This window comes from Rummeliibacillus pycnus (assembly GCF_044359855.1).
GTDB classification, from domain to species: Bacteria; Bacillota; Bacilli; order Bacillales_A; family Planococcaceae; genus Rummeliibacillus; species Rummeliibacillus pycnus_A.
In genome coordinates, this window is the sequence record NZ_CP132291.1 from 1,865,780 (window position 1) to 1,891,781 (window position 26,002).

Annotated in this window: 25 protein-coding genes; 9 read left to right on the forward strand and 16 right to left on the reverse strand. The window is 35.8% G+C overall.

Annotated features, from left to right (window positions below):
* Window positions 1-37: 37 nt before the first annotated feature.
* The 5 genes from Q8X41_RS09140 (at window position 38) to Q8X41_RS09160 (ending at window position 2,850) form a co-directional block, all read left to right on the forward strand.
* Window positions 38-565 (forward strand): tryptophan transporter, encoded by a 528-nt coding sequence (locus Q8X41_RS09140; RefSeq protein WP_397539922.1) that lies wholly within the window; start codon window positions 38-40, stop codon window positions 563-565.
* Window positions 566-748: 183 nt separating this feature from the next.
* Window positions 749-1,129 carry a YtxH domain-containing protein gene (locus Q8X41_RS09145; RefSeq protein ID WP_397539923.1) on the forward strand — a complete coding sequence of 127 codons (381 nt, stop codon included), beginning with the start codon at window positions 749-751 and terminating at the stop codon, window positions 1,127-1,129.
* Window positions 1,130-1,243: 114 nt separating this feature from the next.
* Window positions 1,244-1,765 carry an HTH-type transcriptional regulator Hpr gene (locus Q8X41_RS09150; RefSeq protein ID WP_397540235.1) on the forward strand — a complete coding sequence of 174 codons (522 nt, stop codon included), beginning with the start codon at window positions 1,244-1,246 and terminating at the stop codon, window positions 1,763-1,765.
* 285 nt (window positions 1,766-2,050) lie between these two features.
* A complete protein-coding gene (locus tag Q8X41_RS09155) occupies window positions 2,051-2,596 on the forward strand; it encodes a DUF3267 domain-containing protein (protein WP_397539924.1) in 546 nt (181 codons plus the stop codon).
* Window positions 2,597-2,664: 68 nt separating this feature from the next.
* Window positions 2,665-2,850 (forward strand): hypothetical protein, encoded by a 186-nt coding sequence (locus Q8X41_RS09160; protein WP_119414565.1) that lies wholly within the window; start codon window positions 2,665-2,667, stop codon window positions 2,848-2,850.
* Window positions 2,851-2,944: 94 nt separating this feature from the next.
* Here Q8X41_RS09160 and Q8X41_RS09165 read toward each other — a convergent pair whose 3' ends face one another.
* Entirely contained in the window at window positions 2,945-3,073 is a 129-nt protein-coding gene (locus tag Q8X41_RS09165; protein WP_397539925.1) for a YjcZ family sporulation protein, read from the reverse strand.
* 149 nt (window positions 3,074-3,222) lie between these two features.
* Between Q8X41_RS09165 and Q8X41_RS09170 the strand changes: the two genes are divergently transcribed.
* The gene (locus tag Q8X41_RS09170; protein WP_397539926.1) at window positions 3,223-4,104 is read left to right on the forward strand and encodes a peptidylprolyl isomerase; all 882 of its coding nucleotides are present in this window, start codon (window positions 3,223-3,225) and stop codon (window positions 4,102-4,104) included.
* A 93-nt stretch (window positions 4,105-4,197) separates the two neighbouring features.
* Here Q8X41_RS09170 and yhaM read toward each other — a convergent pair whose 3' ends face one another.
* From yhaM to Q8X41_RS09185, 3 genes are read right to left on the reverse strand one after another with little or no spacing between them, the layout of a single operon-like run.
* A complete protein-coding gene (yhaM, locus tag Q8X41_RS09175; RefSeq protein WP_397539927.1) occupies window positions 4,198-5,136 on the reverse strand; it encodes a 3'-5' exoribonuclease YhaM in 939 nt (312 codons plus the stop codon).
* Window positions 5,133-8,027: an AAA family ATPase gene (locus Q8X41_RS09180; RefSeq protein WP_397539928.1), complete on the reverse strand. Its 2,895-nt coding sequence runs from the start codon at window positions 8,025-8,027 to the stop codon at window positions 5,133-5,135. The genes yhaM and Q8X41_RS09180 overlap by 4 nt, the downstream gene beginning before the upstream one ends.
* Before the next feature lie 12 nt (window positions 8,028-8,039).
* Window positions 8,040-9,263, reverse strand: coding sequence for an exonuclease SbcCD subunit D (locus Q8X41_RS09185; protein WP_397539929.1), 1,224 nt, complete (start codon window positions 9,261-9,263; stop codon window positions 8,040-8,042).
* Between the two features lie 158 nt (window positions 9,264-9,421).
* Here Q8X41_RS09185 and Q8X41_RS09190 point away from each other — a divergent pair, with 158 nt between their 5' ends.
* Window positions 9,422-9,607, forward strand: a complete 186-nt coding sequence (locus Q8X41_RS09190; RefSeq protein ID WP_397539930.1) for a YhzD family protein — start codon at window positions 9,422-9,424, stop codon at window positions 9,605-9,607.
* A gap of 53 nt (window positions 9,608-9,660) precedes the next feature.
* Here the strand turns inward: Q8X41_RS09190 and Q8X41_RS09195 are convergent, their stop codons facing one another.
* A complete protein-coding gene (locus Q8X41_RS09195; RefSeq protein ID WP_397539931.1) occupies window positions 9,661-10,449 on the reverse strand; it encodes an enoyl-CoA hydratase in 789 nt (262 codons plus the stop codon).
* An 832-nt stretch (window positions 10,450-11,281) separates the two neighbouring features.
* Here Q8X41_RS09195 and Q8X41_RS09200 point away from each other — a divergent pair.
* Window positions 11,282-12,454, forward strand: a complete 1,173-nt coding sequence (locus Q8X41_RS09200; RefSeq protein ID WP_397539932.1) for a pyridoxal-phosphate-dependent aminotransferase family protein — start codon at window positions 11,282-11,284, stop codon at window positions 12,452-12,454.
* A gap of 15 nt (window positions 12,455-12,469) precedes the next feature.
* A complete protein-coding gene (serA, locus tag Q8X41_RS09205) occupies window positions 12,470-14,056 on the forward strand; it encodes a phosphoglycerate dehydrogenase (RefSeq protein WP_397539933.1) in 1,587 nt (528 codons plus the stop codon).
* 79 nt (window positions 14,057-14,135) lie between these two features.
* Here the strand turns inward: serA and Q8X41_RS09210 are convergent, their stop codons facing one another.
* The 11 genes from Q8X41_RS09210 to Q8X41_RS09260 all read right to left on the reverse strand — a co-directional run bounded on the left by Q8X41_RS09210 (window position 14,136) and on the right by Q8X41_RS09260 (window position 25,915).
* Window positions 14,136-14,735, reverse strand: coding sequence for a histidine phosphatase family protein (locus tag Q8X41_RS09210; RefSeq protein WP_397539934.1), 600 nt, complete (start codon window positions 14,733-14,735; stop codon window positions 14,136-14,138).
* A gap of 235 nt (window positions 14,736-14,970) precedes the next feature.
* Window positions 14,971-15,762 carry an HAD family hydrolase gene (locus Q8X41_RS09215; protein ID WP_397539935.1) on the reverse strand — a complete coding sequence of 264 codons (792 nt, stop codon included), beginning with the start codon at window positions 15,760-15,762 and terminating at the stop codon, window positions 14,971-14,973.
* Window positions 15,763-16,088: 326 nt separating this feature from the next.
* Window positions 16,089-16,988 carry an ABC transporter ATP-binding protein gene (locus Q8X41_RS09220; protein WP_397539936.1) on the reverse strand — a complete coding sequence of 300 codons (900 nt, stop codon included), beginning with the start codon at window positions 16,986-16,988 and terminating at the stop codon, window positions 16,089-16,091.
* Window positions 16,981-18,039 (reverse strand): ABC transporter ATP-binding protein, encoded by a 1,059-nt coding sequence (locus tag Q8X41_RS09225; RefSeq protein ID WP_397539937.1) that lies wholly within the window; start codon window positions 18,037-18,039, stop codon window positions 16,981-16,983. The genes Q8X41_RS09220 and Q8X41_RS09225 overlap by 8 nt, the downstream gene beginning before the upstream one ends.
* 15 nt (window positions 18,040-18,054) lie before the next feature.
* Entirely contained in the window at window positions 18,055-18,981 is a 927-nt protein-coding gene (locus Q8X41_RS09230) for an ABC transporter permease (protein WP_397539938.1), read from the reverse strand.
* Window positions 18,978-19,910 (reverse strand): ABC transporter permease, encoded by a 933-nt coding sequence (locus tag Q8X41_RS09235; protein ID WP_397539939.1) that lies wholly within the window; start codon window positions 19,908-19,910, stop codon window positions 18,978-18,980. Before Q8X41_RS09235 ends, Q8X41_RS09230 begins: the two co-directional genes overlap by 4 nt.
* A gap of 128 nt (window positions 19,911-20,038) precedes the next feature.
* Entirely contained in the window at window positions 20,039-21,685 is a 1,647-nt protein-coding gene (locus Q8X41_RS09240) for an ABC transporter substrate-binding protein (protein WP_397539940.1), read from the reverse strand.
* 393 nt (window positions 21,686-22,078) lie between these two features.
* On the reverse strand, window positions 22,079-22,975 hold the full coding sequence (locus tag Q8X41_RS09245) for an ABC transporter ATP-binding protein (RefSeq protein ID WP_397539941.1): 897 nt from the start codon (window positions 22,973-22,975) through the stop codon (window positions 22,079-22,081).
* Complete coding sequence (locus Q8X41_RS09250) at window positions 22,968-24,026, reverse strand: ABC transporter ATP-binding protein (RefSeq protein ID WP_397539942.1); 1,059 nt, start codon at window positions 24,024-24,026, stop codon at window positions 22,968-22,970. Before Q8X41_RS09250 ends, Q8X41_RS09245 begins: the two co-directional genes overlap by 8 nt.
* Window positions 24,027-24,050: 24 nt before the next feature.
* Window positions 24,051-24,986, reverse strand: a complete 936-nt coding sequence (locus Q8X41_RS09255; protein WP_397539943.1) for an ABC transporter permease — start codon at window positions 24,984-24,986, stop codon at window positions 24,051-24,053.
* The gene (locus tag Q8X41_RS09260; protein ID WP_397539944.1) at window positions 24,986-25,915 is read right to left on the reverse strand and encodes an ABC transporter permease; all 930 of its coding nucleotides are present in this window, start codon (window positions 25,913-25,915) and stop codon (window positions 24,986-24,988) included. The genes Q8X41_RS09255 and Q8X41_RS09260 overlap by 1 nt, the downstream gene beginning before the upstream one ends.
* Window positions 25,916-26,002: the final 87 nt, after the last annotated feature.

Below are 26,002 nucleotides of genomic sequence, written 5' to 3' on the forward strand. Positions count from 1 at the left end.
TAGTCGAGCTTAGGCAACTGAATAGGAGAGATGAGAAATGAATACGAAAAACTTAGTATTAATGGCATTACTTGTTGGTGTTGGAGCAGCACTATACGTTGTTATTCCAGGGATTAACGGAGGTATGAAGCCAGACTTCATGTTAACTATGATGTTTATCGGAATCCTACTATTCCCTAGAGTAAAAGAAGTATTTTTGCTTGCTATAACTACCGGAGTAATTTCAGGACTGTTTTCTACATTCCCAGGTGGATTTGTACCAAATATTATCGATAAATTTGTCACAGCATTTGTTTTTTACGCAATCGTTGTTTTATTGAAAAAAGCATCTCAAAAAGTGGCAGTATCAGCAGTCCTTGCTGGTATCGGTACAATAATCTCAGGAAGTGTATTTTTAGGTTCTGTAATATTAGTAACAGGTGCTGATATTCCTTTCGGCGCATTATTCTTAACAGTAGTATTACCTGCTGTAGCCATTAATATCGTAGCATTCATAATTATTTACCCAATTATTATGAATCTCGTAAAACGCTCTAAATTTACAACAGCTTTGAATCAGGCATAAAGAACGGAGAAGTTGGCCCTAAAAGCTACTTTGGGTCAACTCTTTCACTTCATATAATTAAATATCAAGAGATATCTCATAGATTGTTTCTCTAAATATGAGATATCTCATTTTATTTTTTTAAAAACATGTTTTAATATAGTAAATAGAGGAAATACATATAGTAAAAGGAGACTGAATATTATGAAACCATCTGCATTTTTACTTGGTCTAACTTCCGGACTTCTAGGTGCTGCTGCTACAGTATTATTGACAACACCACAATCAGGAAAAGAGTTACGATCATCCATAAAAACTACGAAAAACAAGGCAAATAACCAGATACAAGATTTAAAAAACCAATTTACAAATATTAAAAATTCCGTTAACAACATTAAAGTTGAAGTAAAAGAAACAATTCCTAAGTTTGTAGATGATGCTAAATTATCTGTAACCAACTGGCAGGAAGAAACAGCTCCTATACAAGAACAACTACAACAAGAAATCGAAGCTTTACAAAACTCTGTAGAGGAAATCCAACAACAAATGAATGCTTTTCAAAACAGAAAAGTAAAAAGCGAATAGATTCTTTACAATATTAATATTATTACACTAAACTTTCCCTCTATAACATTTCTTTATTCTATTGTATATTTTTGTAAGGCAATGATATAATATTAAGAAATTACGAAAGCGGTGATAGTTATGTCCGAAGAATTAATTGCGGCTAAAGAAGCCATGCTCTATTCACAACGTATTGCTCAATTATCTAAAGCTCTCTGGAAAGCCGTAGAAAAAGATTGGCAATCATGGATTAAGCCATATGATTTGAATATAAACGAACACCATGTATTACTTATTGCCAATAATTTAAAGGGTGCTTCCATCTCTGATATTGCCAAGTTCGGAGTGATGCATGTATCAACAGCTTTTAATTTTTCAAAAAATTTAGAAGAACGCGGCTTGCTATCATTCTCTAAGCGTGATGATGATAAAAGAAATACATACGTTGAGCTCACCGAGAAAGGTCAATCATTACTTTTAGAGCTTTATGAAAACTTTAACCAAACTAAACATAGTGTTGTTGAGGGTTCTGTACCTTTAAGAGAAATGTATGGCAGATTCCCACAATTTTTAGAATTAATCGCATTAATCCGGAATATATATGGTGATGATTTTATGGATATTTTTGAAGATTCCCTACGAAATATAGAAGACTAGTTAGACGTATCAACTCCAAATACTGCCCTAATGCATTTTTGGTGTTGATACGTCTTTTATTTTGACTATGTTAAGGTACTGTTAAATTTTTTTAACCAAATTGATGGCATGCAAAGTGCAAAATGACTATTTCCTTTCAATACAATAATCCAATTTAATAGGTCAATTTTTTTAAAGAAAAAGGCGGCTCGTTCAAGAAAAAATTAAGCTTGATTTTCCATTCAAAAAGCTTTATCGTTATGTATCGATGATTTTATTTTATTTTAGAAATTGGAGATGCTAAAGTTGCATTGCTGGAAAACCATTAATGTACAGAAACAATACGGCCATGATCGTATTTTTTTATTTTCCACCATCTTTGTAATGATGGTATTTTCTTTCTTTTATATTTCAATGACTGCTTATAAAGATAGCCCAGTATCTGATCAATTATTCCCACTATTTGTTTTAGTGTTTTTAATGATCTATCCGGCTCATAAGCTTTTGCATTTTTTGCCGGTAATGCGTTATCGCAAAAGATTAAGATTTTCTATAGAAAAACAATTTAAGGTATTGCCTGTATTAGCTATGCGTATTCATGAACCTATTTTAAAATCACGCTATATTATAGCTCTAGTGGTACCATTTATTATATTGAACAGTATACTTATTATAGGGGCAATTATTTTTCCGGCTTTTAGACACTATTTTTCTATATTGCTAGCATACCATTGTGGATTATGCTTAATAGATTTGCTTTATGTAAAACATTTGATTCGCTCACCCAAAAAAGCATTAATAGAAGAGACAGAAAAAGGATTTGAGATCCTTATTCCTGTTACAAGCAAATGATGACAAACTTGTCATTACTGGATCTCTTTTGTTATGCTATAGGGGTAAAATAGAGGGGAGGAAAAGACTTGATCATTGCCATTGTCGTCCTATTCTCGGTATTCTATCTGTTCCAAATAAATCGGATGACGTACGCTCTATGCGCTCAGAAAGAGATTCCCGAGGAAAAACAACCTAAAATTTATCGCACTATTAATGTGCTTATAACAATTTTATTGATTTCATTTTACTTAGAAATGATGTTTACTCTATAAAATAGGCTGCTCATGGTCATGATGCTTTCTCGTGCCCTATAAGACTAAAAGGAAAAAGACCATTTACCAGTCGGTAAATGGTCTTTCCATTTTATTAGCAACCTCCGTAACTGCTGTAACCCATAAATGCTGCACCAACGATGATCAATAAGATGAATAGAACAACGACTAGTGCAAAGCTATTGTTTGAACCATAGTTACCGCCTTGATAGCCTCCACTCATGTCTTACACCCCCTTTCTTAACTATCGTATGCACTAAAGAAAAACATCTATAGGCACTTTATGTTGCAACCTTTTCCATTTTTTTTCGTTGTATGTTATAGTTACATTTGCATAAGTTGAAGTGACTTAAGTTGGGAGAGATAAGGAAAATGAAAAAAACAGTTCTATCATTAACACTTGCAGCGTCTGTACTTGCATTGTCTGCTTGCGGCAACGCTGGAAACGAAAAAGTTGCTACTTCAAAAGTAGGCGACGTCACAAAAGATCAACTATACAACGAAATGAAAGACTCAGTTGGTGATTCAGCATTACAACTAATCATTATCGAAAAAGTATTGAACGATAAATACAAAGTATCCGATAAAGAAGTTGACGCTGAATTCAACAAACAAAAAGAACAAATGGGTAGTAATTTTGAACAAACTCTAGCTGCTCAAAACATGACTGAAAAATCATTTAAACGTAGCATCAAATTGAATCTTTTACAAGAAGCTGCTTTAGCTGACGGTGTAAAAGTATCTGATGCAGAAATGAAAGCTTATTACGAAGAAATGAAAAAAGAAGTAAAAGCTAGCCATATTCTTGTTGCTGATGAAAAAACAGCAAAAGAAATTAAAGCTAAGTTAGATAAAGGCGAAGACTTCGCTACACTTGCTAAAAAATATTCAACTGACACAGGTTCACAAGCTGCCGGTGGTGAACTAGGTTGGTTTGGTCCAGATAAAATGGTCCCTGAATTTACAAAAGCTGCGTATTCACTTAAAAAAGGTGAAATCAGCGAACCTGTAAAAACTTCATACGGTTACCACATCATCAAAGTAGAAGATATTCGTGATGCTAAAGTTAAAGGTACTTATGAAGATAACAAAGCAGCAATTAAGAAAAAATTACAACTTCAAAAAGCTGATCAATCACAATTACTTTCTAAAGTATCTAAATTGATCAAAGATGCTGACGTGAAAATTGAAGATAAAGACTTAAAAGATGCTCTAGCTCAATTTACAGGCTCAACTGCAACACCATCTAAATAATATATCTAAAAAAACCTCGGACAAACTATTGTCCGAGGTTTTTTCACCTTCAACTTCAACGTTTCACAATTAAGCGTGAAGGCTATTTTAAAATTAATCAATTGTAGGTTTATAGAACGAGCGATTATCAAGCGGGAATAATCGTTCAGTGAATTCTCCAGGTTGTGTTTTGCCTAGTGCTCGTTTTAATGTGTTCATCTTCGCATCAATATTATCAATATAATGTAACATTTCAGCTTCTTGAAGCATTGGTTTTTTTGGACTGCCCCATTCTTCTTTACCATGGTGAGATAAAACCATATGTTGAAGAAGCATTACTTCTTCCCCTTCAATATTTAGTGCATCTGCTGCTCGAGCAATTTCAGTCACCATAATTGAAATATGCCCAAGCATATTTCCTGTTACTGTATAACTTGTTGAAACTGGGCCTGATAATTCTACTACCTTACCAATATCATGTAAGATTATACCTGCATATAGTAAATCTCTGTTTAACGTTGGATATAAATCCGCAATCGCCTTTCCAAGCTTTAACATAGACACCACATGATCTAATAATCCTGAAGCATAATCATGGTGATTTTTAGTGGCTGCCGGGAAAGTCATCAGCGCTTGCTGTTTTTCCATTATTAGGTATCGTGTAAGACGAGAAATATTTGGATTTTCAATTTCGAAGAAAAACTCCATTAATTGGTCGAATAATTCCTCTTTTGGCGTTTCAGCAGATTGTACTAAATCTGTTACTGAGATATTCTCATCTTGATTCACTGGGCGAATTGTTTTAATTCGCAATTGTAATTTTCCGCGATAATCATGAATTTCTCCACCAAGGCGTACAATACCACCTGCTTGGTACATTTTCTCTTGCTCTTCACCAGTATCCCAAAGTTTTGCTTCAACGCTACCACTTTTATCTTGTAAAATGAGTGTCATAAATGGCTTCCCCATAGTTGTAACACCTTTTGTCGCTTGTTTAATAAGTAAATATTGATCGACTGGTGCTCCTGCTTGTAATGTTGCAACCCCATTCATACCGAAGTCAATCCCCTTTCATTTTTGAGTTCTGCCACATGGATGATATTTGCTTTATCCCATTGCCCCTGCATATCTTCATGACAGGTAAAATAAAGTATTTGATGTTCGACTGCAATACTTTGTATTAATTGTACCATGTAAGTAATTCGTAAACGATCAAAATGGACAAATGGATCATCCATAATAATTGGAAATGGCGCAGATTGTTTCAATGAATTCGCTAATGCATAGCGAAGTGCAATATAAGACTGTTCTTTTGCAGCTTGGGATAATTCTGCAATTGAATAGCGAATTCCCTCTACTGATAATACTTCAAATCTTCCTTCTGTATTCATATAAAGTGTTTCATATCGATTATTTGTTAACATTTTAAAGAAAGATTCAGCTTGAAGTAATACTGTTGGAAGCTTCTCTTCTTTTAGTTGATGCAAAGTTTCTTGAATCGCTGATGAAATAAGCTTCGTAATCGCCCATTCTTTTGCATTTTCATTTAATGCAGCTTTTTTCTGTTCGAATTTTTGTAATTCATGCCCATAATGATAATCCTGTAAAAGTTGTTCTGTTTTTGCCTGAAGAGTTGCTTGCTCTTTTAAAAGAACATTTTTGTGTTGTTGAAGCTCTAGCTCTTGTTCTTTGTATTGATTTAATTGATTATTTGCATCCTGGATTGTCCAATTAAGCAAGAGCACTTTATTGTCGAACATTTGAAGTTGTGCATCGATTTGCCTTATCTCGAGCGTTGTGTTCATAAATTGTGCATATTGATCAGCAGCTTCATAATAAGCATCCGAAGTTTGGACACCAGCTTCTTTTAATAACTTCAATAGTTCACCATTATACGTATCATCTAGTAGCTGTAGCTCTTCTAATTGCTGTTGTAATTGTTGCTTTCGTACCATTGAGTTATCCATAGCATGTTTTTGTTCCAACATCTGTTGATAACCTTGCTGTACAACAGTAGACAAATTCTCTGGTGTACAAGCCATACTACAGGCATTTGTTGCTTCTTGTAACCGTTCTTCGATAAAAATGAGAAGTTGTGTCCTTTGTTCTGATTTCGTTATCATACGGCTATTAGATTGCTGAAGTTCACGAACATTTCTAAATAACTCCGATAATAATTCTGGTTGTAGATTTCCTTTAATTTGAAATTTAGCTAAAAATAAATTCAATTGTTCTTTACTTTGCACCACATACATTTTAAGCTTACTCAACGCTTTAGCTGCCTGTTGTTGTTCCATTTCTTTATCTTCTAGCTGTTCCTCTACTAAAGCTATTCGATCATCATATTGACGAATTGATTGTTCTAGACGATCCATTTCAGCCGTTTTAGAACTTGCTCTCTGTATTTTTCTTTCATATTTTTCTTGTTGGCTTCTGTTTTTCGAATTCTTATTTTGACGTCCAAATAACGAAAAGATAATAATCGCAGCAACTATTCCTATAATTGAAACCATCATTTTCTCTTGCGTTATACCAAGAATGATAGAAATCACTGCTAGTATGATACTTAGTAGCTTTGCTAATTGCTCTGGCCCTTTTTCGCTTTGCTGTTGTAAAATAGCTTTTGCTTCAAGTGCTTCTTCTTTTTCTTTATACCATTCGTTCAAACGTTCTTTATCTTTCTCGGTAGGCATACCCTCATATAACTCATCAAGTTTTAATGATAATGATTGAATTTCTTCCTGTAATCGGTCTGCTGTACGTTGTTGGAATCGATACTGTTCTTCTTGTTCTTCCAGTTGTTTAAGTAGTCTCTTAAACTGATCTTCTTGTTGTAAAGAAACTTCTGCTTGTATGACTGCCTGCTGCTCGTTTGCATGAATAATACCTAAAAGTTGAAATTGGGTTTTCATATCTTGCTGTATTGCTTGTATTTCTCTTTCTATCTGACGAATTTGGATTTGCCATTCTCGCCATTCTCCATCACGATCAACGAGTTCTTTTAATACATTCAAACGGTTTCCATCAAATTCTGCACGTAAATTAGACAATAACAACTCATAATCATATTGAACTTTTTTTAATGTTGCTTCATTTGTTAACTTTCGATCTTGCAATTGTTCATACCGATTAATGCCATTTGCAGGAAACGATGTATACGAAATAGAAGAGATTTTCAATTCTAATTTACGTTTTTCATCCAGTAATGGTGCAAGCTGACGATACTCGTTTAACTGATGCATGTCAATTTGTAGTTGTTGTTCTTGTTCTTGTAAATGTACTAATATTGTTTGAATTTCATTAATTCTTTCCATTGACGGTTCATAGCTATCTAACTTTTTACGCTCCTCTTTTAGTTGCTGGTCTTGTTTTACTAAACTAGCTATCTGTTGATTCAAAAGAGGGACTTTGCCTGATTTTTTAAATAACTCTTGCTGCCTTTTTTCCAATTGTTCTTTAACATTTGATAACTGGTCTGCTCCGGTAGTACCTGATGCTAGTAAAACACGACTTAATTCTTCTTCAGATAGATTTTCGATTTGTTGTAATTGATGTACTGAAAAAGAGAAAACGGCTTCAAAACTTTGACGATTATAGCCCCTTAATATTTTCGCTAATAACTCTTCATGGCCTTGTTCACCATTTGACAGGTATACGGTTACATCACCTGCGGCCTTTCCTTTTACACGCTCAATGGTGCAATCCCCAAATTCTTGATCGGTTAAATGAATTTGACCACCGTATTTCCCACCTTTTTTCGGTTCATAACGAAGTTGTTGCTGATTTTTCTGCGGGAATCCAAAAAGTATTTGCAATATAAATTGTTGAATCGTCGTTTTCCCCACTTCGTTTAGACCATAAAATACATTGATTCCTTTTGATAGTTCCACAGTTATATCTTCATGTTGCCCAAAACCATAAATTACCAACTTCCGAATAATCAACACAACACCCCCCTATCCTTTTTTCACACTCATATATTGCTTAAATAATTGCTTAGCCTCTGAAACAAGATTATTCAATTCTTCACTTGTTAGTTCTTCTAAATAACGGCTACCTTTCGGGTGTTGATACAAATCTTTAACAACCTCTTTCAGTTGCTGCTGATTCCACTCATTTAACACTTGTATGACAGATTCAGTTGCAAGTGTTGGTTCATATTTATTAATCGTTTGAGTGTCGATTTCAAGAGCTTGAACCCATATAAACGGCGCGATTTCTTCCTCTTGTTCACGAATGACCTCAAGCCATTCTAAAGCACTCGAATTTTCAAATAGTGACATACCTTTTTCATCAATATTCTTTAACTGAAGCCAGACAACACCAGCTCCATAATGCTCACGAAAATCGCCTAATGCTTCTCCACAAGCACGTAGTACTTCATTGGCATGAATTAGGTTTTCACAGTCTACTTCAACCTTTTCATAAACTATCGCTGAAGTTGGCACAAAAGTACAATCTGCAGCAAAGTTTGTCATCGTTACATCATAAAATCCTTTTAAGCCCAGTTCTTTACGATGTCTACTTTGAATATTTCCAGGATATATAATGGGTGGATCCGTATGCAAAACTTGACGCTTATGAATATGCCCGAGAGCCCAATAATCGTAGTTTTTCGAAAGTAATTCCTCAATTGTAAAAGGTGCATACACATCATGAGAGGTATTACCTTGCAAACTTCCATGCAACATCCCGATATGCACAGCATTCTGTTCAGTAGCTATTGGATATGTATCAATCATAGATTGTGGAACATGACGTTCTGGATAACTAAAACCATATATATTGACCTCTGTTTCTCGAATATTCAGTACCAATTTTGTTGTTTCTTTTGGCATAACAAACACATTTTCAGGTAAAGAAAAGCGTGTCCACTTTCCTTTTAGATGGTCATGATTACCGTAGCTTATAATGACAGGAATTTGATGTGCAGATAGCTGTTCCATACCATTTTGAAAGATCTTTTGTGCTCGAAGGCTTCGTTCTTCCCCATCATAAATATCTCCTACAATAAGAACGAAATCTGGTTTTACTTCAATCGCTTTTTGAATGAATGTTGAAAAAGCTTCAAATGTACTATTTCGTAATTTTTCAAATCCGTTTTCAGGAAGTTCGGACATTCCTTTAAAAGGACTATCTAAGTGCAAATCAGCTGTATGAAAAAATCGAATCGAAGACATTCAATCCCTCATTTCTTAATACGAATATTTGTTCTTATTTTATCATAAATTTATAAGCATTTATAGCGTTTTATGCTCGCTCATAGCAATTTTTTATATACAAATAGATGGCTATTTTTGTATACTGAATACATATTCATTATAAGGGGTGGAAATTAATGCAAACATTTCGTTTTACAGCTTTCGAAAAGTCTGGAAAAATTATCAGAGATGAAGCATGGGAATTCTCAGATGAGGCAACAGCTAAATCACAAGGGGCAGAGAAAATCGAACAACTTGGTTTATCAGAAAATACACATCGCTTAGTGAATCCAAGTGGTAAGTTAATTTTATTTCATGTATAAAACTATAAAAAAAAGAGACAGAGATGTCTCTTTTTATCATTCGAAATTCAATTTTATTTACCTTCAAAGTTCGCAGGACGTTTTTCTACAAATGATTTGATTCCTTCCAAATGATCAACAGTTTTACGCATTCTTGTTTGAGTTTCTGCTTCCATTTCTAGAATATTACTTAGCTCAGCTTGTTTTTGAGTATGTAATATTTTCTTGGTTTCAATCATTGCTACGAGCGGTGAATGTAGTAGTTTTTGAGCTAATTGCCCTGCTTGTTCGACTGCTGTTCCATTCTCCACTACTTCATCTACTAATCCTAATTTTTTTGCAGCAGATCCATTTAACACTTCTCCAGCCCAAATCATTTGTTGAGCCTTTGGAACTCCTAATCTTTCTTTCATAAAGAAATGGCCTGCCCCATCTGGAATAAGGCCAATCCCAATAAAGTTCATTGCTATCTTACTATCTTCTTCTACAAGTATAATATCAGTTGCTAATGCTAAACTAAATCCAAGCCCTGCAGCAGATCCATGAACTGCTGCAATCGTAACCATAGGCAATGAATATAATGCCTTGACCATTCGTGAAATATTTGCCATGACCTCTTCAATATCAAAACTTACTTCTCCACCGGTACCGAGCATCGCTTTAATATCTCCTCCAGCAGAAAATACTTTGCCGCTCCCCTTTAAAATGAGTACCTGTATAGTCGATTCATTTTGTAATGCTTCAAAACAATTTGCTAATTCATTAAGCATTACACCATCCATTGCATTCATTGATTGTGGTCGATTTAAACTGACAATCGCTAATCTACCATTTCTTTCGACCGTAATCGTTTCAAACCCCATTCTTAAGCACCCCTTTGCATTCTTATGTTTGAATTATCTGTTTTCATACTAAACAAATTCGATTTCAAATAATAAATACCTTCATTTTGACTGTTTAATTTTTGTTTTTACATAAGAATAACATTCCCCTTTGGCATCGCAAATCACGAACAATCTTTTATTATTAAAATAATTTCAATATATTAATGTTAAGAGTTTTCACCTTAAGTTGATGCTTGAATTTTAATCGTCAATTTAATTATTTTAAATATTCAAAACCAACTTTAAACTATGATTGGCTCTACTTTTGTAATTGCTTTCATAAACATTACAACGACATTATTGTCCTCCTCAAAAAGACGTACGTTTATTTTATTTGAATTATAAAAAGTTCGTATTCTACTATGTTTTATTAGCATACAAAACAATAATTTTAAGAAATTTCGAAAATAAGGTTGACATTCGATGATTTTGGCTTTAATATTGGATTAAATTTAATACGACGAAAAAATACGACGACGAAGACATGCTTAACGATTTGAAAATCCCCCAGCGAGCTGATGGTAGGTGGAAATCAGTGATTTCAACGGTAAGTTCCACTTCTGAGTAGGTATTCTGAACATTCCAAAGTAGGTTTACCCGGTCCATGCACGTTAAGCATATAGCAAAGACTGTCCACTATAAAAGGACAGTAAACAAGGGTGGTACCGCGATTGTTCATACAAGCTTTTCGCCCCTTACGACGGTAAGGGTGTGGAAGGCTTTTTATTTTTGGCATAAGTGGCTCGTTTATTCTAATAAGCTAGTCAATTATGCTAAATCAATTTTCCAAAAACGAGAGGAGCAATTATTCATGTTACAAGATTACCAACTATTACGTATTCCAGGACCAACACCAATTCCACCAAGCGTTGAGCGTGCAATGGCTAAGCCAATGATCGGGCATCGTGGCAACGAAACTAGTCAGATGATTCAAAATATTAAACCTAGACTGAAAAAAGTATTTGGTACAACTGAGGATGTCATGATGTTAACAGGCAGTGGTACTTCAGGTCTTGAAGCTGCAATCGTAAACGTTGTGAAGCCAGAAGATAAAGTGTTAGTTGTTGCTACAGGTGTATTCGGTAACCGTTTCACAAAAATCTGTGAAGCATACCAAATTAACGTAGAAGAATACAAAGTAGAATGGGGTACTGCATTAAAACCAGCTGAAATTGCTGAATATGTTAAAGCTAACCCAGATATCAAAGCCGTATTTTCTACTTACTGCGAAACGTCAACAGGTGTTCTTAACCCAGTTGGTGAATTAGCTCAAGCAATTCACGCGGTAAATAACGAAACTTTAGTCATCATTGATGGTGTATCTTGCATGGCAGGCGTTGAAACAAAAATGGATGAATGGGGCATTGATGTTGTTGTAACTGGATCTCAAAAAGCATTTATGCTACCTGCTGGCTTAAACTTTATCGCCGCTAGCGAACGTGCTTGGAAAGTAATCGAAACAAATCCCCAAAAAGGTTTCTATTTAGATCTTACAAAATATCGTGATAACTTAGCGAAAGACACTACTCCTTTCACACCAGCATTATCACTATTATTCGGTTTAGAACAAGTACTTGAAAACTTCGAACAAGAAGGTCTTGAAAATGTATATGCTCGTCATCAATTAATGCGTGATATGACTCGTGCAGCTTTCAAAGCTTTAGATCTTCCTTTATTCGCATCAGACGAAGATGGGTCTCCAACAGTTACTTCTGTTAAACCAGTAGACTTCGATTCTGAAGCATTCCGAAAAGTGTTAAAAACAGACTTCAACTTATCAGTTGCTGGTGGTCAAGCAGATCTTAAAGGGAAAATCTTCCGTGTTGGCCATATGGGCTACTGTGCACCAACAGATGTCCTTCAATATGTAGCAGCTATGGAAATTGCACTTGTAAAAGTTGGAAAAGAAATTCAACTTGGTGCTGGTATAGCAGCTGCTCAGCAAGTTTACTTACAAAATACAACAGAAAAAGTTGCACAATAAGGAGAGAATGTAGAGATGGCTATTAACATTTTAATCAGTGACCCACTAAGCGAAGATGGTATTTACCCTCTTCGTCAAGAACAAGAACTAGATTTGAATATTGTGATTAACACTGGCCTTCAACCAGAGGAATTAAAAGCAATTATTAAAGATTTCGATGTGTTACTTGTACGCAGTCAAACAAAAGTAACGCGTGAAATTATCGAAGCTGCAGATAACTTAAAACTAATCGGCCGTGCAGGTGTTGGTGTTGATAACATCGATCTTGATGCTGCTACTGAAAAAGGGATTATCGTTGTGAACGCTCCAGATGGTAATACAAACTCAGCTGCTGAACATACAACTGCGATGATTATGTCTCTTGCTCGCCACATTCCACATGCTTTCTTATCTTTAAAAGAAGGTCGCTGGGATCGTAAAAAATTCGTCGGAGTTGAACTTAAAAACAAAACTTTAGGTGTAATCGGCTTTGGTCGAATTGGTCAAGAAGTTGCTCATCGTGCAAAAGGTAATCGTATGAATGTTATTGCATATGATCCATTTCTAACTGCTGAAAAAGCTGAAAAAGCAGGTGTTGATTTTGGTACTGTAGAAGATGTAGCTCGCGTTGCAGACTTTGTCACAGTACACACACCACTTCTAGATTCTACTCGTCATATGATTAATGAAGAAGTTTTTAACGTGATGAAAGACGGCGTTCGCATTATTAACTGTGCACGTGGCGGTATCATTGACGAAGAAGCTCTTTACAATGCCATTGAATCAGGTAAAGTGGCTGGCGCTGCTCTAGACGTAATGGAAGATGAACCATTCGTAGGAAACCGTCTGCTAGACTTACCACAAGTAATCGCTACACCTCACCTTGGTGCATCTACTATTGAAGCACAAGAATCTGTAGCCGTAGATGTAAGTAACGACATCTTAAGCTACTTTAAAGTCGGAACAGTTCGTAATCCTGTGAACATGCCATCAGTTCCGAAAGATATGGTCGCAAAAGTAGAACCATTCTTCGATCTTGGTGATAAAATCGGTGCATTCGTTTCTAACCTTACAGAAGAAGCTGTAGAAGAAATCAACGTTTACTATTCTGGCGAGCTTGCAAGTTTCGATGTTCGACCATTAACAAACAACACTGTGAAAGGTGTACTTACTCGTAACCTTGGTAATCACGTAAACAACGTAAATGCTCGTTACTTAGCTGAACGTAACGCAATCAAAATTAACGAACATAAATCTACAACTGCGAAAGCATTCTTAAACTCGATCTCTGTTGAACTTGTAACAAAAAATGAAACTCATAAAGTCAAAGGAACACTATTGAACGGCCTTGGTGCTCGTATTGTTCAAGTAGATGAATATGTAGTTGACGTCGTTCCACAAGGTCACTTAATCTTCATCAAACATACCGACAAACCAGGAGCAATCGGCCGTGTTGGTACACTCCTTGCCGAAAAAGATATCAACATTGCAACAATGCAAGTTGGTCGCTCAAACCAAGGTGGAAATGCTATTATGATGCTTTCTGTGGATAATACAGTGGACAACGTAGAATTTTTAACAACTCAAGATAATGTCTTTGAAGCAAAAGCAATTAATCTATAATAATTGAAACGCTTATTCTATATAAATAACATGAAGCAGCCTCATTTTACGGAGGCTGCTTCGTTATTGGTGCATCATATTAATCCAAATGTTTTGTAGAATTTAGAAAATGAATAAAAATATCTTGTTCTTTAAACTCTATTAAGTGGATTCCCGTGTCGTCAGTAAAAGTCTTGATACTGTTAGCTAAAGATATGTTCATCGCACAGTTTAGCAGATTCATTATAGTACCTCCATGAGCAACAATTGCTATACACTCATCTTCTTTATACCCCGATTGAATCTTACTTAAAATACGTTCCACTCGATAACGAAAATCAATTTCCGATTCCCCGCCTTCAATTGCTACATGCATCGCTCTTCCTTCTTTTGGATAAGGATATTTTATAGCAGCTTCCTTTCTGGACATTCCAGCTAAGACGCCATTATTATATTCCATTAAATCAGGTTCTACTTTCAATTCACAATTACACTTGTCCCGAAGAATTTCAGCTGTCTTTTGAGCTCTTTGCAATGGGCTCGCTATAATAAATTCCACATTAAAATGAGCAGAAATATAATTCGCCATTTTCTTTGCTTGATCCAAACCTGTTTCAGTTAATGGATAGTCTGCACGCCCTTCATGTACGTCCAATAAATCTGCTTGTGATTCTCCATGTCGAATAATTAATAATTTCAATTTCAAATCTCCTTTTTATGTATATTGTCTGAATAGCTAAACCCTTAACGTATATAAAAAAAGAGTAGCCAACTAGCTACTCTGTAAATTCAGTTTAATCGATAAAGCACTACTGCCAATGTTAAAATACATGCAACAATAGTCATAGGATCTTTCAATAATTTTTTCATAGTCTTCATTTCCTTCCCCTCGGTATGAATGAACGACTTTTTTCTTTTAAAGTTTCATATTTTATCTATTTAATATCGTCTAAAACTTTACCAAGCTCATGAAGTGAATGTATTTCGTAAGTAGGTGTAATTCCTTCAATTGGCTGTTTTTCTTCACGATTAATCCAAGCAGAACGCATTTGAACACGAGAAGAACCAAGAATATCAGTCATTAAATTATCTCCTACCATAATAGCTTCATCTGCATGTACTTTTGCCAGTTCTAAAACATGTTGGAAAATTGAAGCGGCTGGCTTTCCTTCGCCAAAATCTCCTGAAATAATAATATGATCAAAATAAGGTACGATTTCCGGAGTAATTTGCAATTTTGTATTTTGTAAACTTGGAGCACCGTTAGTGAGTAAAATGAGCTGATACTTTCCTTTTAAAGTATCCAAGACTTCAAAAGTTTCTTCATAGACAAAGGGACTTTGTTTTCTAGCTTCTACAAAGTATTCACCAAGGTCAGCTCCAAGCGCCTCATCATTTATACCAAGCTTTGCTAAACCTCCAGTCCAAGCATCCTTACGATAGTCTGGTACAATCTTTTTCAACTCTTGAAATTGAGGTGTAGGATCATCAAATGTCCCCCATAATCCTTCAAATGGGTTAATTCCAATCATTTGTGTGTAATCAAATGTAGGATATGAACTATATAAATCACGTGCAGTTTGTCGTACAGCTTCTTCTAATTGCTCGACATCGATATCAACAACGGAAGCAGCTTTCTCACATGTTAATGAAAATGCTGTGGCAATGCTTTTTTTATCCCATAATAATGTATCATCTAAATCAAATATTACAGTTGAAATTGTCATTCGTATATTCGCTCCCTACCTACTTTTTATGCTATTAAAGATATCGTAGCATACTTTTAAATCAAAAAAACGGAATTTTCTATAACTTTTATTTTTTTATTTACAATTGTGAAATACATAACTTTTTTGGCTCTCTTATTATTTTATTATTAAGATTTTTGATATATACGAATTCTATGCACATTCATTTATAAATAAAATAATCATGAGCTTTGGCTCCCAACCCATTCAATAAAAAAACTCCTGCCGAAAAAAATTCGACAAGAGATTCTTTTGTATATTATAATTTTTCGAATTTGAAATTACACTATTTTTCCACTTTCGAATTACTCTGCTCGCCATTTCGTGATTTGATCGTCTGTACCATACACAAAATGCCCTTCAACTACTTCATGCAACGTTTGCTCACCGTCGACTTCTTCCTCTTTATAGGGAATTCGTGTACGCTTACTTTCTGAAATAGGATCAGGAAGTGGAATTGCAGATAATAGTGATTTCGTATATGGATGTATTGGATGTCGGTAAATATCTTCTGATGTACCAATTTCGAGGATTTTACCGGCACGCATTACCGCTATACGATCACTTATATATTTCACCATTGAAAGGTCATGTGCGATAAATAAATAGGTCAAACCATGTTTCTTTTGTAGCTCTTTCAACAAGTTTACAACTTGGGCTTGAATAGAAACGTCAAGTGCTGAGATTGGCTCATCCGCAATGATAAAGCTTGGATTTAAGCTTAGAGCTCTGGCAATTCCAATACGTTGGCGCTGACCACCAGAAAACTCATGGGCATAGCGATTCATATGCTCACGGTTTAGTCCAACTGCTTCGAGCAATTTGCCAATGCGTTCTTTTCGTTCTTTTTTGTCTTTGTATAAGCCATGAATATTGAAACCTTCTGCAATGATTTCACCAGCAGTCATTCGTGGATTTAAAGATGCATAGGGATCCTGGAAAATCATTTGCATTTCCTTATTAAATGATTTTAAATCCTTATGATTCTTTTTATCATGCACATTACGTCCTTTAAAGATAATTTCGCCATCTGTAATGTCATATAAGCGAATAATGGATCGCCCAGTAGTTGATTTTCCACATCCAGATTCCCCTACAAGCCCTAGTGTTTCGCCTTTAAAGACATCGAAACTAATACCATCTACGGCTTTGATAGAACCAAAATACTGTTTTAAATTTTTAACTTCTAATATTTTCTCAGCCATTTCGAGCATCCTCCTTCACAAGATAGCCGTCTATTCGCTTACGCACTTCTTCTGGAACAGGAATTTCTGGTGCATCTGGATGTAGTAGCCATGTCTTCGCAAAATGTGTTTCACTCACTTGGAACATCGGTGGCTCTTCTTCATAATCAATTTGCATCGCAAACTCATTACGTGGTGCAAAGGCATCTCCTATTGGAGGATGAATTAGATCTGGTGGTGAGCCTGGAATTGTACGCAACAATTCATCAGTATTGTTATCTAAGTCCGGCATTGAACCTAGTAAGCCCCATGTATATGGATGCTTTGGATCATAGAAAATTTCATTTACTGTACCGTATTCAACAATTTGTCCAGCGTACATAACAGCCACATGATCCGCAACATTCGCAACTACTCCAAGGTCATGCGTGATGAAAATAATGGATGTATCACTATTACGTTGTATATCCTTCATCAACTCTAAAATTTGAGCTTGAATTGTAACATCTAGTGCTGTTGTAGGTTCATCAGCTATGAGTAGCTTTGGTTCTGCTGCAAGTGCAATAGCTATCACAACCCGTTGACGCATACCACCCGAAAATTCATGAGGGTATTGTTTGAATCGTTTTTCCGGGAATGGAATCCCTACTTCAACAAGTAACTCAATTGCACGTTTTTTCGCAAATTCACGTGTTGCTTTTTTGTTGTGTTTTAAAATAACTTCCATGATTTGCTTACCAACTTTCATCGTTGGGTTTAAAGCAGTCATTGGATCTTGGAAAATCATCGCAATATCGTTTCCTCGGATTTTCGTCATCTCTTTTTCTGTGCACTTTATTAGATCCTTGCCATTAAATAATATTTCTCCGCTTGCATAAATTCCTGGTGGCTGTGGTACGAGCTTCATTAATGCATTACTCGTTACTGATTTACCTGAACCCGATTCACCAACGATCGCTAGCGTTTGACCCTTTTCTAAAGAAAAGTTAACGCCGCGAACAGCATGAACGAGTCCTGCATAAGTTTTGAAATTAATTCGTAAATCTTTTACTTCAATTATCTTTTCGCCCATTCTATTCACCCTTTTCTATTTACGTAATTTTGGATCAAGCGCATCACGAAGACCATCACCTACTGCATTAAAAGCGAAAATTGTCAGTGAGATAAATAATGCAGGGAAAATTAATCGCCAAGGTGCTGTTTCTAAAGCGTTGTTTCCTTCAGATGCCATTGTTCCCCAACTAGCCATTGGTGCTGGAACTCCTAGCCCTAAATAACTTAAGAATGCCTCTGTGAAAATCGCATTTGGAATTGTCAATGTCATCGTTACTAAAATCGCGCCAAGTGCATTTGGCACTAGATGCTTTAGAATTATATGTTTGGTACCTGCTCCAAGTGTTCTAGCGGCAAGTACGTATTCTTGATTCTTAATTGAAAGTACCTCTCCTCGGACGATTCGTGCCATGTTTACCCAACCTGTAATGGAAAGAGCAATAATCATTGGCAACAACCCTGGTTGTAATACTACTAAAAGGATGATTACAACAAGTAAATATGGAACAGCTGTTAAAACGTCGGCAATACGCATCATGATATCGTCTAGACGACCACCCACTAAGCCTGAAATTGCACCCCATGCAACACCAATGATTAAATCAATAACTGCTGCTGTAATCCCGATAAATAATGAAATACGAGCACCAAACCAAACACGGACGAATACATCACGTCCCAGATCATCAGTACCGAACCAATGTTTCAAAGATGGCGCTTTATTATATACACCTAGCTGCTCACGATAACTGTATGGAGATAACAATGGAACAAGGACAGCCATTAAAATCACGATTACTAAAATAATCAACCCAACAATCGCTAGCTTATTATGCGAAAAACGGTACATTACTTCCTTCCAGAAGGAAACGGACTTTTCAGCAAGTTTATCTGTTTCTGCATGATTTCCACCAACGATTTTAAATTTATCCTTTTCAATATTTGGCAGCTGCTGTGTCATGATTTTTTCGCTCCTTTCAGCTTAATTCGCGGATCGATGAATCCATATAAAATATCAACGATTAATACTGCAAATAACAAGATAATTGAGTAGAATACGGTTGTCCCCATAATGACTGTGTAATCTCGATTCGTGATACTTGTCACAAAGTATTTACCTAAACCAGGTATCGCGAAAATTTGCTCTACAATAAAACTACCTGTAACAACACCAGCAGCTAGTGGCCCTATATACGTAATAACTGGCAAAAGTGCATTTCGTAAAGTATGCTTGAACACAGTAGTCCATTTACCAATTCCTTTAGCTCTTGCCATTTTTACATATTCACTATGATTTTGCTCAAGCATACTTGAACGAGTTAGTTTTGCGATAAAGCCCATATGTGATATAGCAATTGCTAGTGCTGGTAAAATACTATAGTTAAATCCATCCCATCCACTTATAGGGAATAACTGTAATTTCAACCCTAAAAAGTATTGTAGTAAACCTGCTAAGATAAATGATGGTACTGAAATACCCAATACCGCAAAGGTTGTTGCTAGATAATCTGGGAATTTGTTATGGTATAGCGCAGCAATAACTCCGATTAATACTCCAAATCCGACAGCTAATAGCATTGCCTCAATACCTAATGTCATGGAAATCGGGAAACTTTCATTAATCATATCGTTTGTTGAACGACCTTTATATTTCATCGATTCACCAAAGTCAAATTTTGCTGTCGAAACTAAATAATCTTTATATTGCACATACCAGGGGTTATTTAAGCCGTAAGATTCATTCAGCTGTTCTTGTATAGCTGGGGGGAAATTCTTTTCAGATGCAAATGGGCTACCAGGGGCAAGTCGCATTAAGAAGAATGTAATGGAAACGATTACAAATAATGCGATGAAAATATACGCACATCTTTTTAAGATGTATTTGATCATAAAAAATCCTCCTTTGTGAAATATTTGAAGAACAAAAGGTTGCTATATAATCGATTGACTCGACTATAAGCAACCCAATTGTCTCCAACAGAAATAACATACATATTAGCTAATACTAGCTGCTAGCTTTATTTTTGAATATCTACAGATTTAAGGTCAATTTCGCCCAATTTGTTTGGTTCCATGTTTTTCACATAATCTTTTTGTACGTAGTTGTTCACATAGAAGTAGATTGGTGCTACAGGGAATTCTTGAGTAAGGATTTTGTTACCTTCTTTTAAGTACGCAAGACGTTTTGCTTCGTCAGTTTCTTTTACTGCTTTTTCCATAAGCGATTTGTACTGTGAATTTTCCCAACCAGTATCATTGTTACCGTTTTTAGCAGTATCATATCGTTCTAGGAATGTGTAAGCATCGTTGAAATCTGCAATCCAGCCCATACGAGCTACATCATAATCAAACGTATCTACTTTATCAAGATATACTTGCCACTCAGAGTTATCGATTTTAGCTTCGATTCCTAAGTTTTTCACCCAGCCCTCTTGAATATATTGAGCGATTGCTTGGTGAGCTTCACTTGTGTTAATCGAAATACCAATCTTAATATCACTTGCTTTTTTAATACCTAATTCTTTCATACCTGCTTCAAGTGCTTTTTTAGCACCATCGATATCGTTATCTTTGAAACCATTATTTTCATTTTCAAAACCAGCGATTGCTACAGGAACATCGCTAAGCGCTGCTGGCTGTCCACCTTTAAGAATGTCTTTTGATAAACCTTCGCGATTAATTGCAAGCGTTAAAGCTTTACGAATGTTCGCGTTATTAGTAAATTTGCGTTTTGTATTGAATTTGTATTCATATACTGCAGCGTAATCTTTATTTTTAAGTGTACCGTCTTTTTTGTATCCATCCATTGCATCAAGTGGAACAACTTGGAATGGAGAACCTAAGTAATCGATGTCCCCATTTTGGAACATACGGTTTGCTGTTGCTTCAGATTCAACCATTTTCATGTTGATTGTATTTAAAGCTACATTGTCTTTATCCCAGTATTCATCACTCTTTTTAAGAGTAATAGAATCACTGTGTTTCCATTCATCCAATTTAAATGGACCATTTGTTACGTAAGTGTCGCCTGCTTCAGCAGCCCACTTTTTATTGTCTTTAACTACTTTTTCATTAACTGGCAAGTAAGTATAGAAGGCAGTTAATTCCAAAAAGTATGGTGTTGGATTTTCAAGCTTTACTTCTAAAGTTTTATCATCAACGACTTTAATACCTATAGCATCTTCTTTACCTTTACCTTCATTGTAAGCTTGAGCACCTTTGATTGGGTAAAGAATTGAAGCGTATTCTGAAGCGTTTTTAGGGTTTAACGCCCATTTCCAAGCGTAAGCAAAGTCTCCAGCTACAACTTGATCGCCGTTTGACCATTTTTGATCACGCAAAGTAAATGTGTAAGTTAATTTGTCGTCACTTACTTTTACATCTTCAGCAGCAGCGTTTTGTACTTTGCCATCTTTGTCAACACGAGTTAAACCTTCAAATATACTGCGAAGAATTGCACCAGAAATATTATCATTTGCAAGTTGCGGATTCATACTTGGTGGTTCTGACGCAATAGTTAGATTTAATGTTTTATCTTTAGATTTAGTTTCTGTAGCTGGTTTTGATGAATCATCTGTTTTATCTTTTGATCCACCAAAGTTACATGCTGCTAATACAAGCATTAAAGCTGATAAAAGCACCAGTGATAAAAACTTTTTCTTCATAATAATCCCCCTTATTTGGTTAAAATAATTATTTATAGCTACTAACTAAAAGTAACTACCTATTACTATAGCAGAGGATAAAATATAAAAAAACAAATTATCTAAATTTTCTAAAATACCTAAATTATATAAAATTAATGTCATATAAATGATTTATGAATAAATATTATTCTATTATCAATAATGTATTGATTTTAAATACGCTTTATGAATTTTTATACATTCTGTGAATTTAGCAACCTAGAGACCTCTCAAAAATTTCTTACGCTTTAAAGCGTTAAAGTATTTGTTTGAGTTAAAAAAAGCCCTCATCAAGAAAATTGATGAGGGGCATTGAATATTTTAAATTACCAAGCTATCTCTTATTAATTTCTAAAAGACTAAGAGACTTTGTTATTTATACCATTTGGCAATTTGTTGATCTGTGCCATAAACAAAGTGTCCTGGGAATACTTCATGAGTTGAAGCATTATCCCCTGTTTCTTCATGTTCATAAGGTATACGAGTACGCTTGCTTTCAGAAATTGGGTCTGGTAGTGGAATCGCTGAAAGTAGAGATTTCGTATAAGGATGTACCGGGTGTTGATAAATATCTTCTGAAGAACCAAGCTCTAAAATTTTCCCCCGACGCATTACAGCGATACGATCGCTTATATATTTAACCATTGAAAGGTCATGTGCGATAAATAAATAGGTTAAACCATGCTTTTTTTGTAGCTCTTTCAGCAAGTTTACTACTTGGGCTTGAATGGAAACATCAAGTGCTGAAATAGGTTCATCAGCAATGATAAAACTTGGATTTAAACTTAACGCACGTGCAATACCTATACGTTGGCGTTGACCACCCGAGAATTCGTGAGCATATCGGCTCGCATGTTCTCGGTTTAGCCCTACTGCTTCAAGCAATGAGCCAATCTTCTCTTTACGTTCTGCTTTGTTTTTATATAATCCGTGAATATCAAAGCCTTCTGCAATGATTTCTCCTGCTGTCATACGTGGGTTAAGTGATGCATATGGATCTTGGAAGATCATTTGCATTTCACGGTTAAAGTCTTTTAATTCTTTTCGAGACTTTTTGCCATGGATATCTTTCCCTTTGAATTTAATCTCACCGTCTGAAATATCATATAGGCGGATAATGGAACGACCAGTCGTAGATTTACCACAGCCTGATTCGCCAACTAATCCAAGTGTTTCACCTTTGTAAACATCGAAGCTGATACCATCTACAGCTTTGATTGAACCGAAATGCTGCTTTAAATTTTTAACTTCTAAAATTTTCTCAGCCATTTTGAGCACCGTCCTTCGCTAAATATCCATCGATTCGTTTTTGAACCGCTTCTGGTACGGGAACTTCCGGTGCATCTGGATGTAGTAGCCAAGTTTTTGCGTAGTGCGTATCACTTACTTTAAACATTGGTGGTTCTTGTTCGTAATCAATTTGCATTGCATACTCATTACGTGGTGCGAATGCATCACCTTTTGGTGGATGGATTAGGTCTGGTGGTGAACCTGGAATTGTACGCAACAATTCATCTGTACTGTTATCAAGATCTGGCATTGAGCCAAGTAATCCCCAAGTATATGGGTGTCTTGGATTATAGAAAATCTCATTAACTGTGCCGTATTCCACGATTTGTCCAGCATACATAACTGCTACGCGGTCTGCAATATTCGCTACGACACCAAGGTCATGCGTAATGAAAATAATTGAGGTATTACTTTTTCTTTGAATTTCCTTCATCAATTCAATAATTTGTGCTTGAATTGTTACGTCAAGTGCAGTTGTTGGTTCATCCGCAATTAGAAGCTTTGGATTAGCTGCAAGTGCGATGGCAATAACTACACGTTGGCGCATACCGCCTGAAAATTCATGTGGGTATTGTTTGAAGCGTTGCTCAGGATATGGAATCCCTACTTCATCAAGTAATTCAATTGCACGTTTTTTCGCAGATTCACGGGTAGCTTTTTTGTTGTGTTTTAAAATAACCTCCATGATTTGCTTCCCAACTTTCATCGTCGGGTTTAAAGCAGTCATTGGATCTTGGAAAATCATCGCAATATCGTTACCGCGGATTTTCGTCATTTCTTTTTCAGATAAAGGAATGAGGTCTCGTCCTTCGAATAGGATTTGACCATGATCATAAATGCCTGGTGGTTGAGGAATGAGTTTCATCAAAGCGTTACTTGTAACACTTTTACCAGAACCTGATTCACCAACGATGGCAAGTGTTTCTCCTTGTTTAAGGTCGAAACTAACACCACGAACCGCGTGAACAATACCTGCATACGTTTTAAAGTTAATTTTTAAATCTTTTACTTCTAATAATGTTTCACTCATTTTCTCACCTACTTCTCTACTTGATTATTTACGTAATTTTGGATCTAATGCATCGCGAAGACCATCGCCGACTGCGTTAAATGCAAAGATTGTGATTGAAATAAATGCTGCAGGGAAAATCAGACGCCAAGGTGCTGTTTCTAAAGCGTTATTCCCTTCAGATGCCATTGTTCCCCAGCTTGCCATTGGTGCTGGAACACCTAGCCCTAAATAACTTAAGAAAGACTCTGTGAAAATAGCATTTGGGATTGTTAATGTCATTGTTACTAAGATTGCACCCAGTGCGTTTGGTACCAAATGTTTCAAAATTATATGCTTTGTACCGGCACCTAGTGTTCTTGCCGCAAGTACGTATTCTTGGTTTTTAATCGCTAATACTTCACCACGAACGATACGAGCCATGTTCACCCATCCTGTGATAGAAAGTGCAATGATCATTGGTATTAATCCTGGTTGTAGAACAACAAGTAAGATGATTACTACTAATAGATAAGGAACTGCTGTTAATACATCAGCAATACGCATCATAATATCATCAATACGACCACCTACTAAACCTGAAATTGCACCCCATGCAACACCGATGATTAAATCAATTACCGCTGCAGTTAAACCGATAAAGAGTGAAATTCGAGCCCCTACCCATACACGTACAAATACATCACGGCCAAGGTCATCTGTACCAAACCAATGCTTTGCAGATGGAGGAGCATTATATACACCTAATTGTTCCCGATAGCTATATGGAGAAAATACAGGAACGAAAATGGCAAGTAGCATAACGATTGCTAAAATAATCAAACCTACAATTGCTAATTTGTTTTGAGAGAAGCGAAGCATTACTTCCTTCCAGAAGGACACTGATTTTTCAGAAAGTTTTTCTGTATCTGCGTGATTTCCGCCAACTATTTTGAACTTGTCATTTGAAATCTTAGGGATTTCCTTTACAGATTGTGTCATTATTTTTTCGCTCCTTTCAATTTAATACGTGGATCAATTAGTCCATATAGAATATCTACTAGTAATACCGCGAATAGTAGAATAATTGAATAGAATACTGTAGTACCCATAATTACTGTATAGTCACGATTTGTAATACTAGTAACAAAATATTTACCTAGACCAGGAATAGCAAAGATTTGTTCGACGATGAAACTACCTGTAACAACGCCGGCAGCTAATGGTCCTAGATAAGTAACAACTGGTAGAAGAGCATTTCGTAGGGTGTGTTTGAAGACGGTTGTCCATTTACCAATCCCTTTAGCGCGTGCCATTTTCACATATTCACTATGATTTTGCTCAAGCATACTTGAACGAGTTAGTTTTGCGATAAAACCCATATGTGTAATCGCGATTGCAAGTGCAGGCAAAATACTATACATAAAGCCATTCCAACCACTAATAGGTAGCAGCTGCCATTTTAGACCTACAAAGTATTGTAATAATCCCGCTAAAATAAAGGATGGAACAGATATACCTAGGACTGCAAATGTAGTCCCTAAATAATCGGGGAATTTATTGTGATAAAGCGCTGATACAGTACCTATTAAAATACCGAAACCAACTGCAAGAATCATCGCTTCAATACCCAAAGTCAATGAAATTGGAAAACTTTCAGTGATCATATCATTTGTAGAACGACCTTTGTATTTCATTGATTCACCAAAATCGAATTTTGCAGTTGAAATTAAATAGTCTTTATATTGAACATACCATGGATTATTTAATCCATATTCCTTATCAAGAGCTTGCTGAATTTCAGGTGGCACACTCTTTTCACTTGCAAATGGGCTACCAGGGGCAATTCTCATAAGGAAGAATGTAACAGTTACAATTACAAATAGTGCAATCAGTATATATCCAAGTCTTTTTAAAATATACTTAACCATTCTTATAGCCTCCTCAATCTTTCATAATATAGAATGGGTTGCCGAGTACTCACCGAAGTGATGCCTGGCAACCCTAATTGTCATTAC

Coding starts and splice junctions, on each gene's coding strand:
- Q8X41_RS09140 (WP_397539922.1), top strand. CDS start 38: ATGAATACGAAAAACTTAGTATTAATGGCATTACTTGTTGGTGTTGGA.
- Q8X41_RS09165 (WP_397539925.1), bottom strand. CDS start 3,073: ATGAGTGGAGGCTATCAAGGCGGTAACTATGGTTCAAACAATAGCTTT.
- Q8X41_RS09220 (WP_397539936.1), bottom strand. CDS start 16,988: ATGGCTGAGAAAATATTAGAAGTTAAAAATTTAAAACAGTATTTTGGT.
- Q8X41_RS09190 (WP_397539930.1), top strand. CDS start 9,422: ATGCAAACATTTCGTTTTACAGCTTTCGAAAAGTCTGGAAAAATTATC.
- Q8X41_RS09235 (WP_397539939.1), bottom strand. CDS start 19,910: ATGATCAAATACATCTTAAAAAGATGTGCGTATATTTTCATCGCATTA.
- serA (WP_397539933.1), top strand. CDS start 12,470: ATGGCTATTAACATTTTAATCAGTGACCCACTAAGCGAAGATGGTATT.
- Q8X41_RS09255 (WP_397539943.1), bottom strand. CDS start 24,986: ATGACACAATCTGTAAAGGAAATCCCTAAGATTTCAAATGACAAGTTC.
- Q8X41_RS09230 (WP_397539938.1), bottom strand. CDS start 18,981: ATGACACAGCAGCTGCCAAATATTGAAAAGGATAAATTTAAAATCGTT.
- Q8X41_RS09170 (WP_397539926.1), top strand. CDS start 3,223: ATGAAAAAAACAGTTCTATCATTAACACTTGCAGCGTCTGTACTTGCA.
- Q8X41_RS09215 (WP_397539935.1), bottom strand. CDS start 15,762: ATGACAATTTCAACTGTAATATTTGATTTAGATGATACATTATTATGG.
- Q8X41_RS09145 (WP_397539923.1), top strand. CDS start 749: ATGAAACCATCTGCATTTTTACTTGGTCTAACTTCCGGACTTCTAGGT.
- Q8X41_RS09250 (WP_397539942.1), bottom strand. CDS start 24,026: ATGAGTGAAACATTATTAGAAGTAAAAGATTTAAAAATTAACTTTAAA.
- Q8X41_RS09195 (WP_397539931.1), bottom strand. CDS start 10,449: ATGGGGTTTGAAACGATTACGGTCGAAAGAAATGGTAGATTAGCGATT.
- Q8X41_RS09200 (WP_397539932.1), top strand. CDS start 11,282: ATGTTACAAGATTACCAACTATTACGTATTCCAGGACCAACACCAATT.
- Q8X41_RS09225 (WP_397539937.1), bottom strand. CDS start 18,039: ATGGGCGAAAAGATAATTGAAGTAAAAGATTTACGAATTAATTTCAAA.
- Q8X41_RS09245 (WP_397539941.1), bottom strand. CDS start 22,975: ATGGCTGAGAAAATTTTAGAAGTTAAAAATTTAAAGCAGCATTTCGGT.
- Q8X41_RS09260 (WP_397539944.1), bottom strand. CDS start 25,915: ATGGTTAAGTATATTTTAAAAAGACTTGGATATATACTGATTGCACTA.
- yhaM (WP_397539927.1), bottom strand. CDS start 5,136: ATGAATGGGGTTGCAACATTACAAGCAGGAGCACCAGTCGATCAATAT.
- Q8X41_RS09185 (WP_397539929.1), bottom strand. CDS start 9,263: ATGTCTTCGATTCGATTTTTTCATACAGCTGATTTGCACTTAGATAGT.
- Q8X41_RS09240 (WP_397539940.1), bottom strand. CDS start 21,685: ATGAAGAAAAAGTTTTTATCACTGGTGCTTTTATCAGCTTTAATGCTT.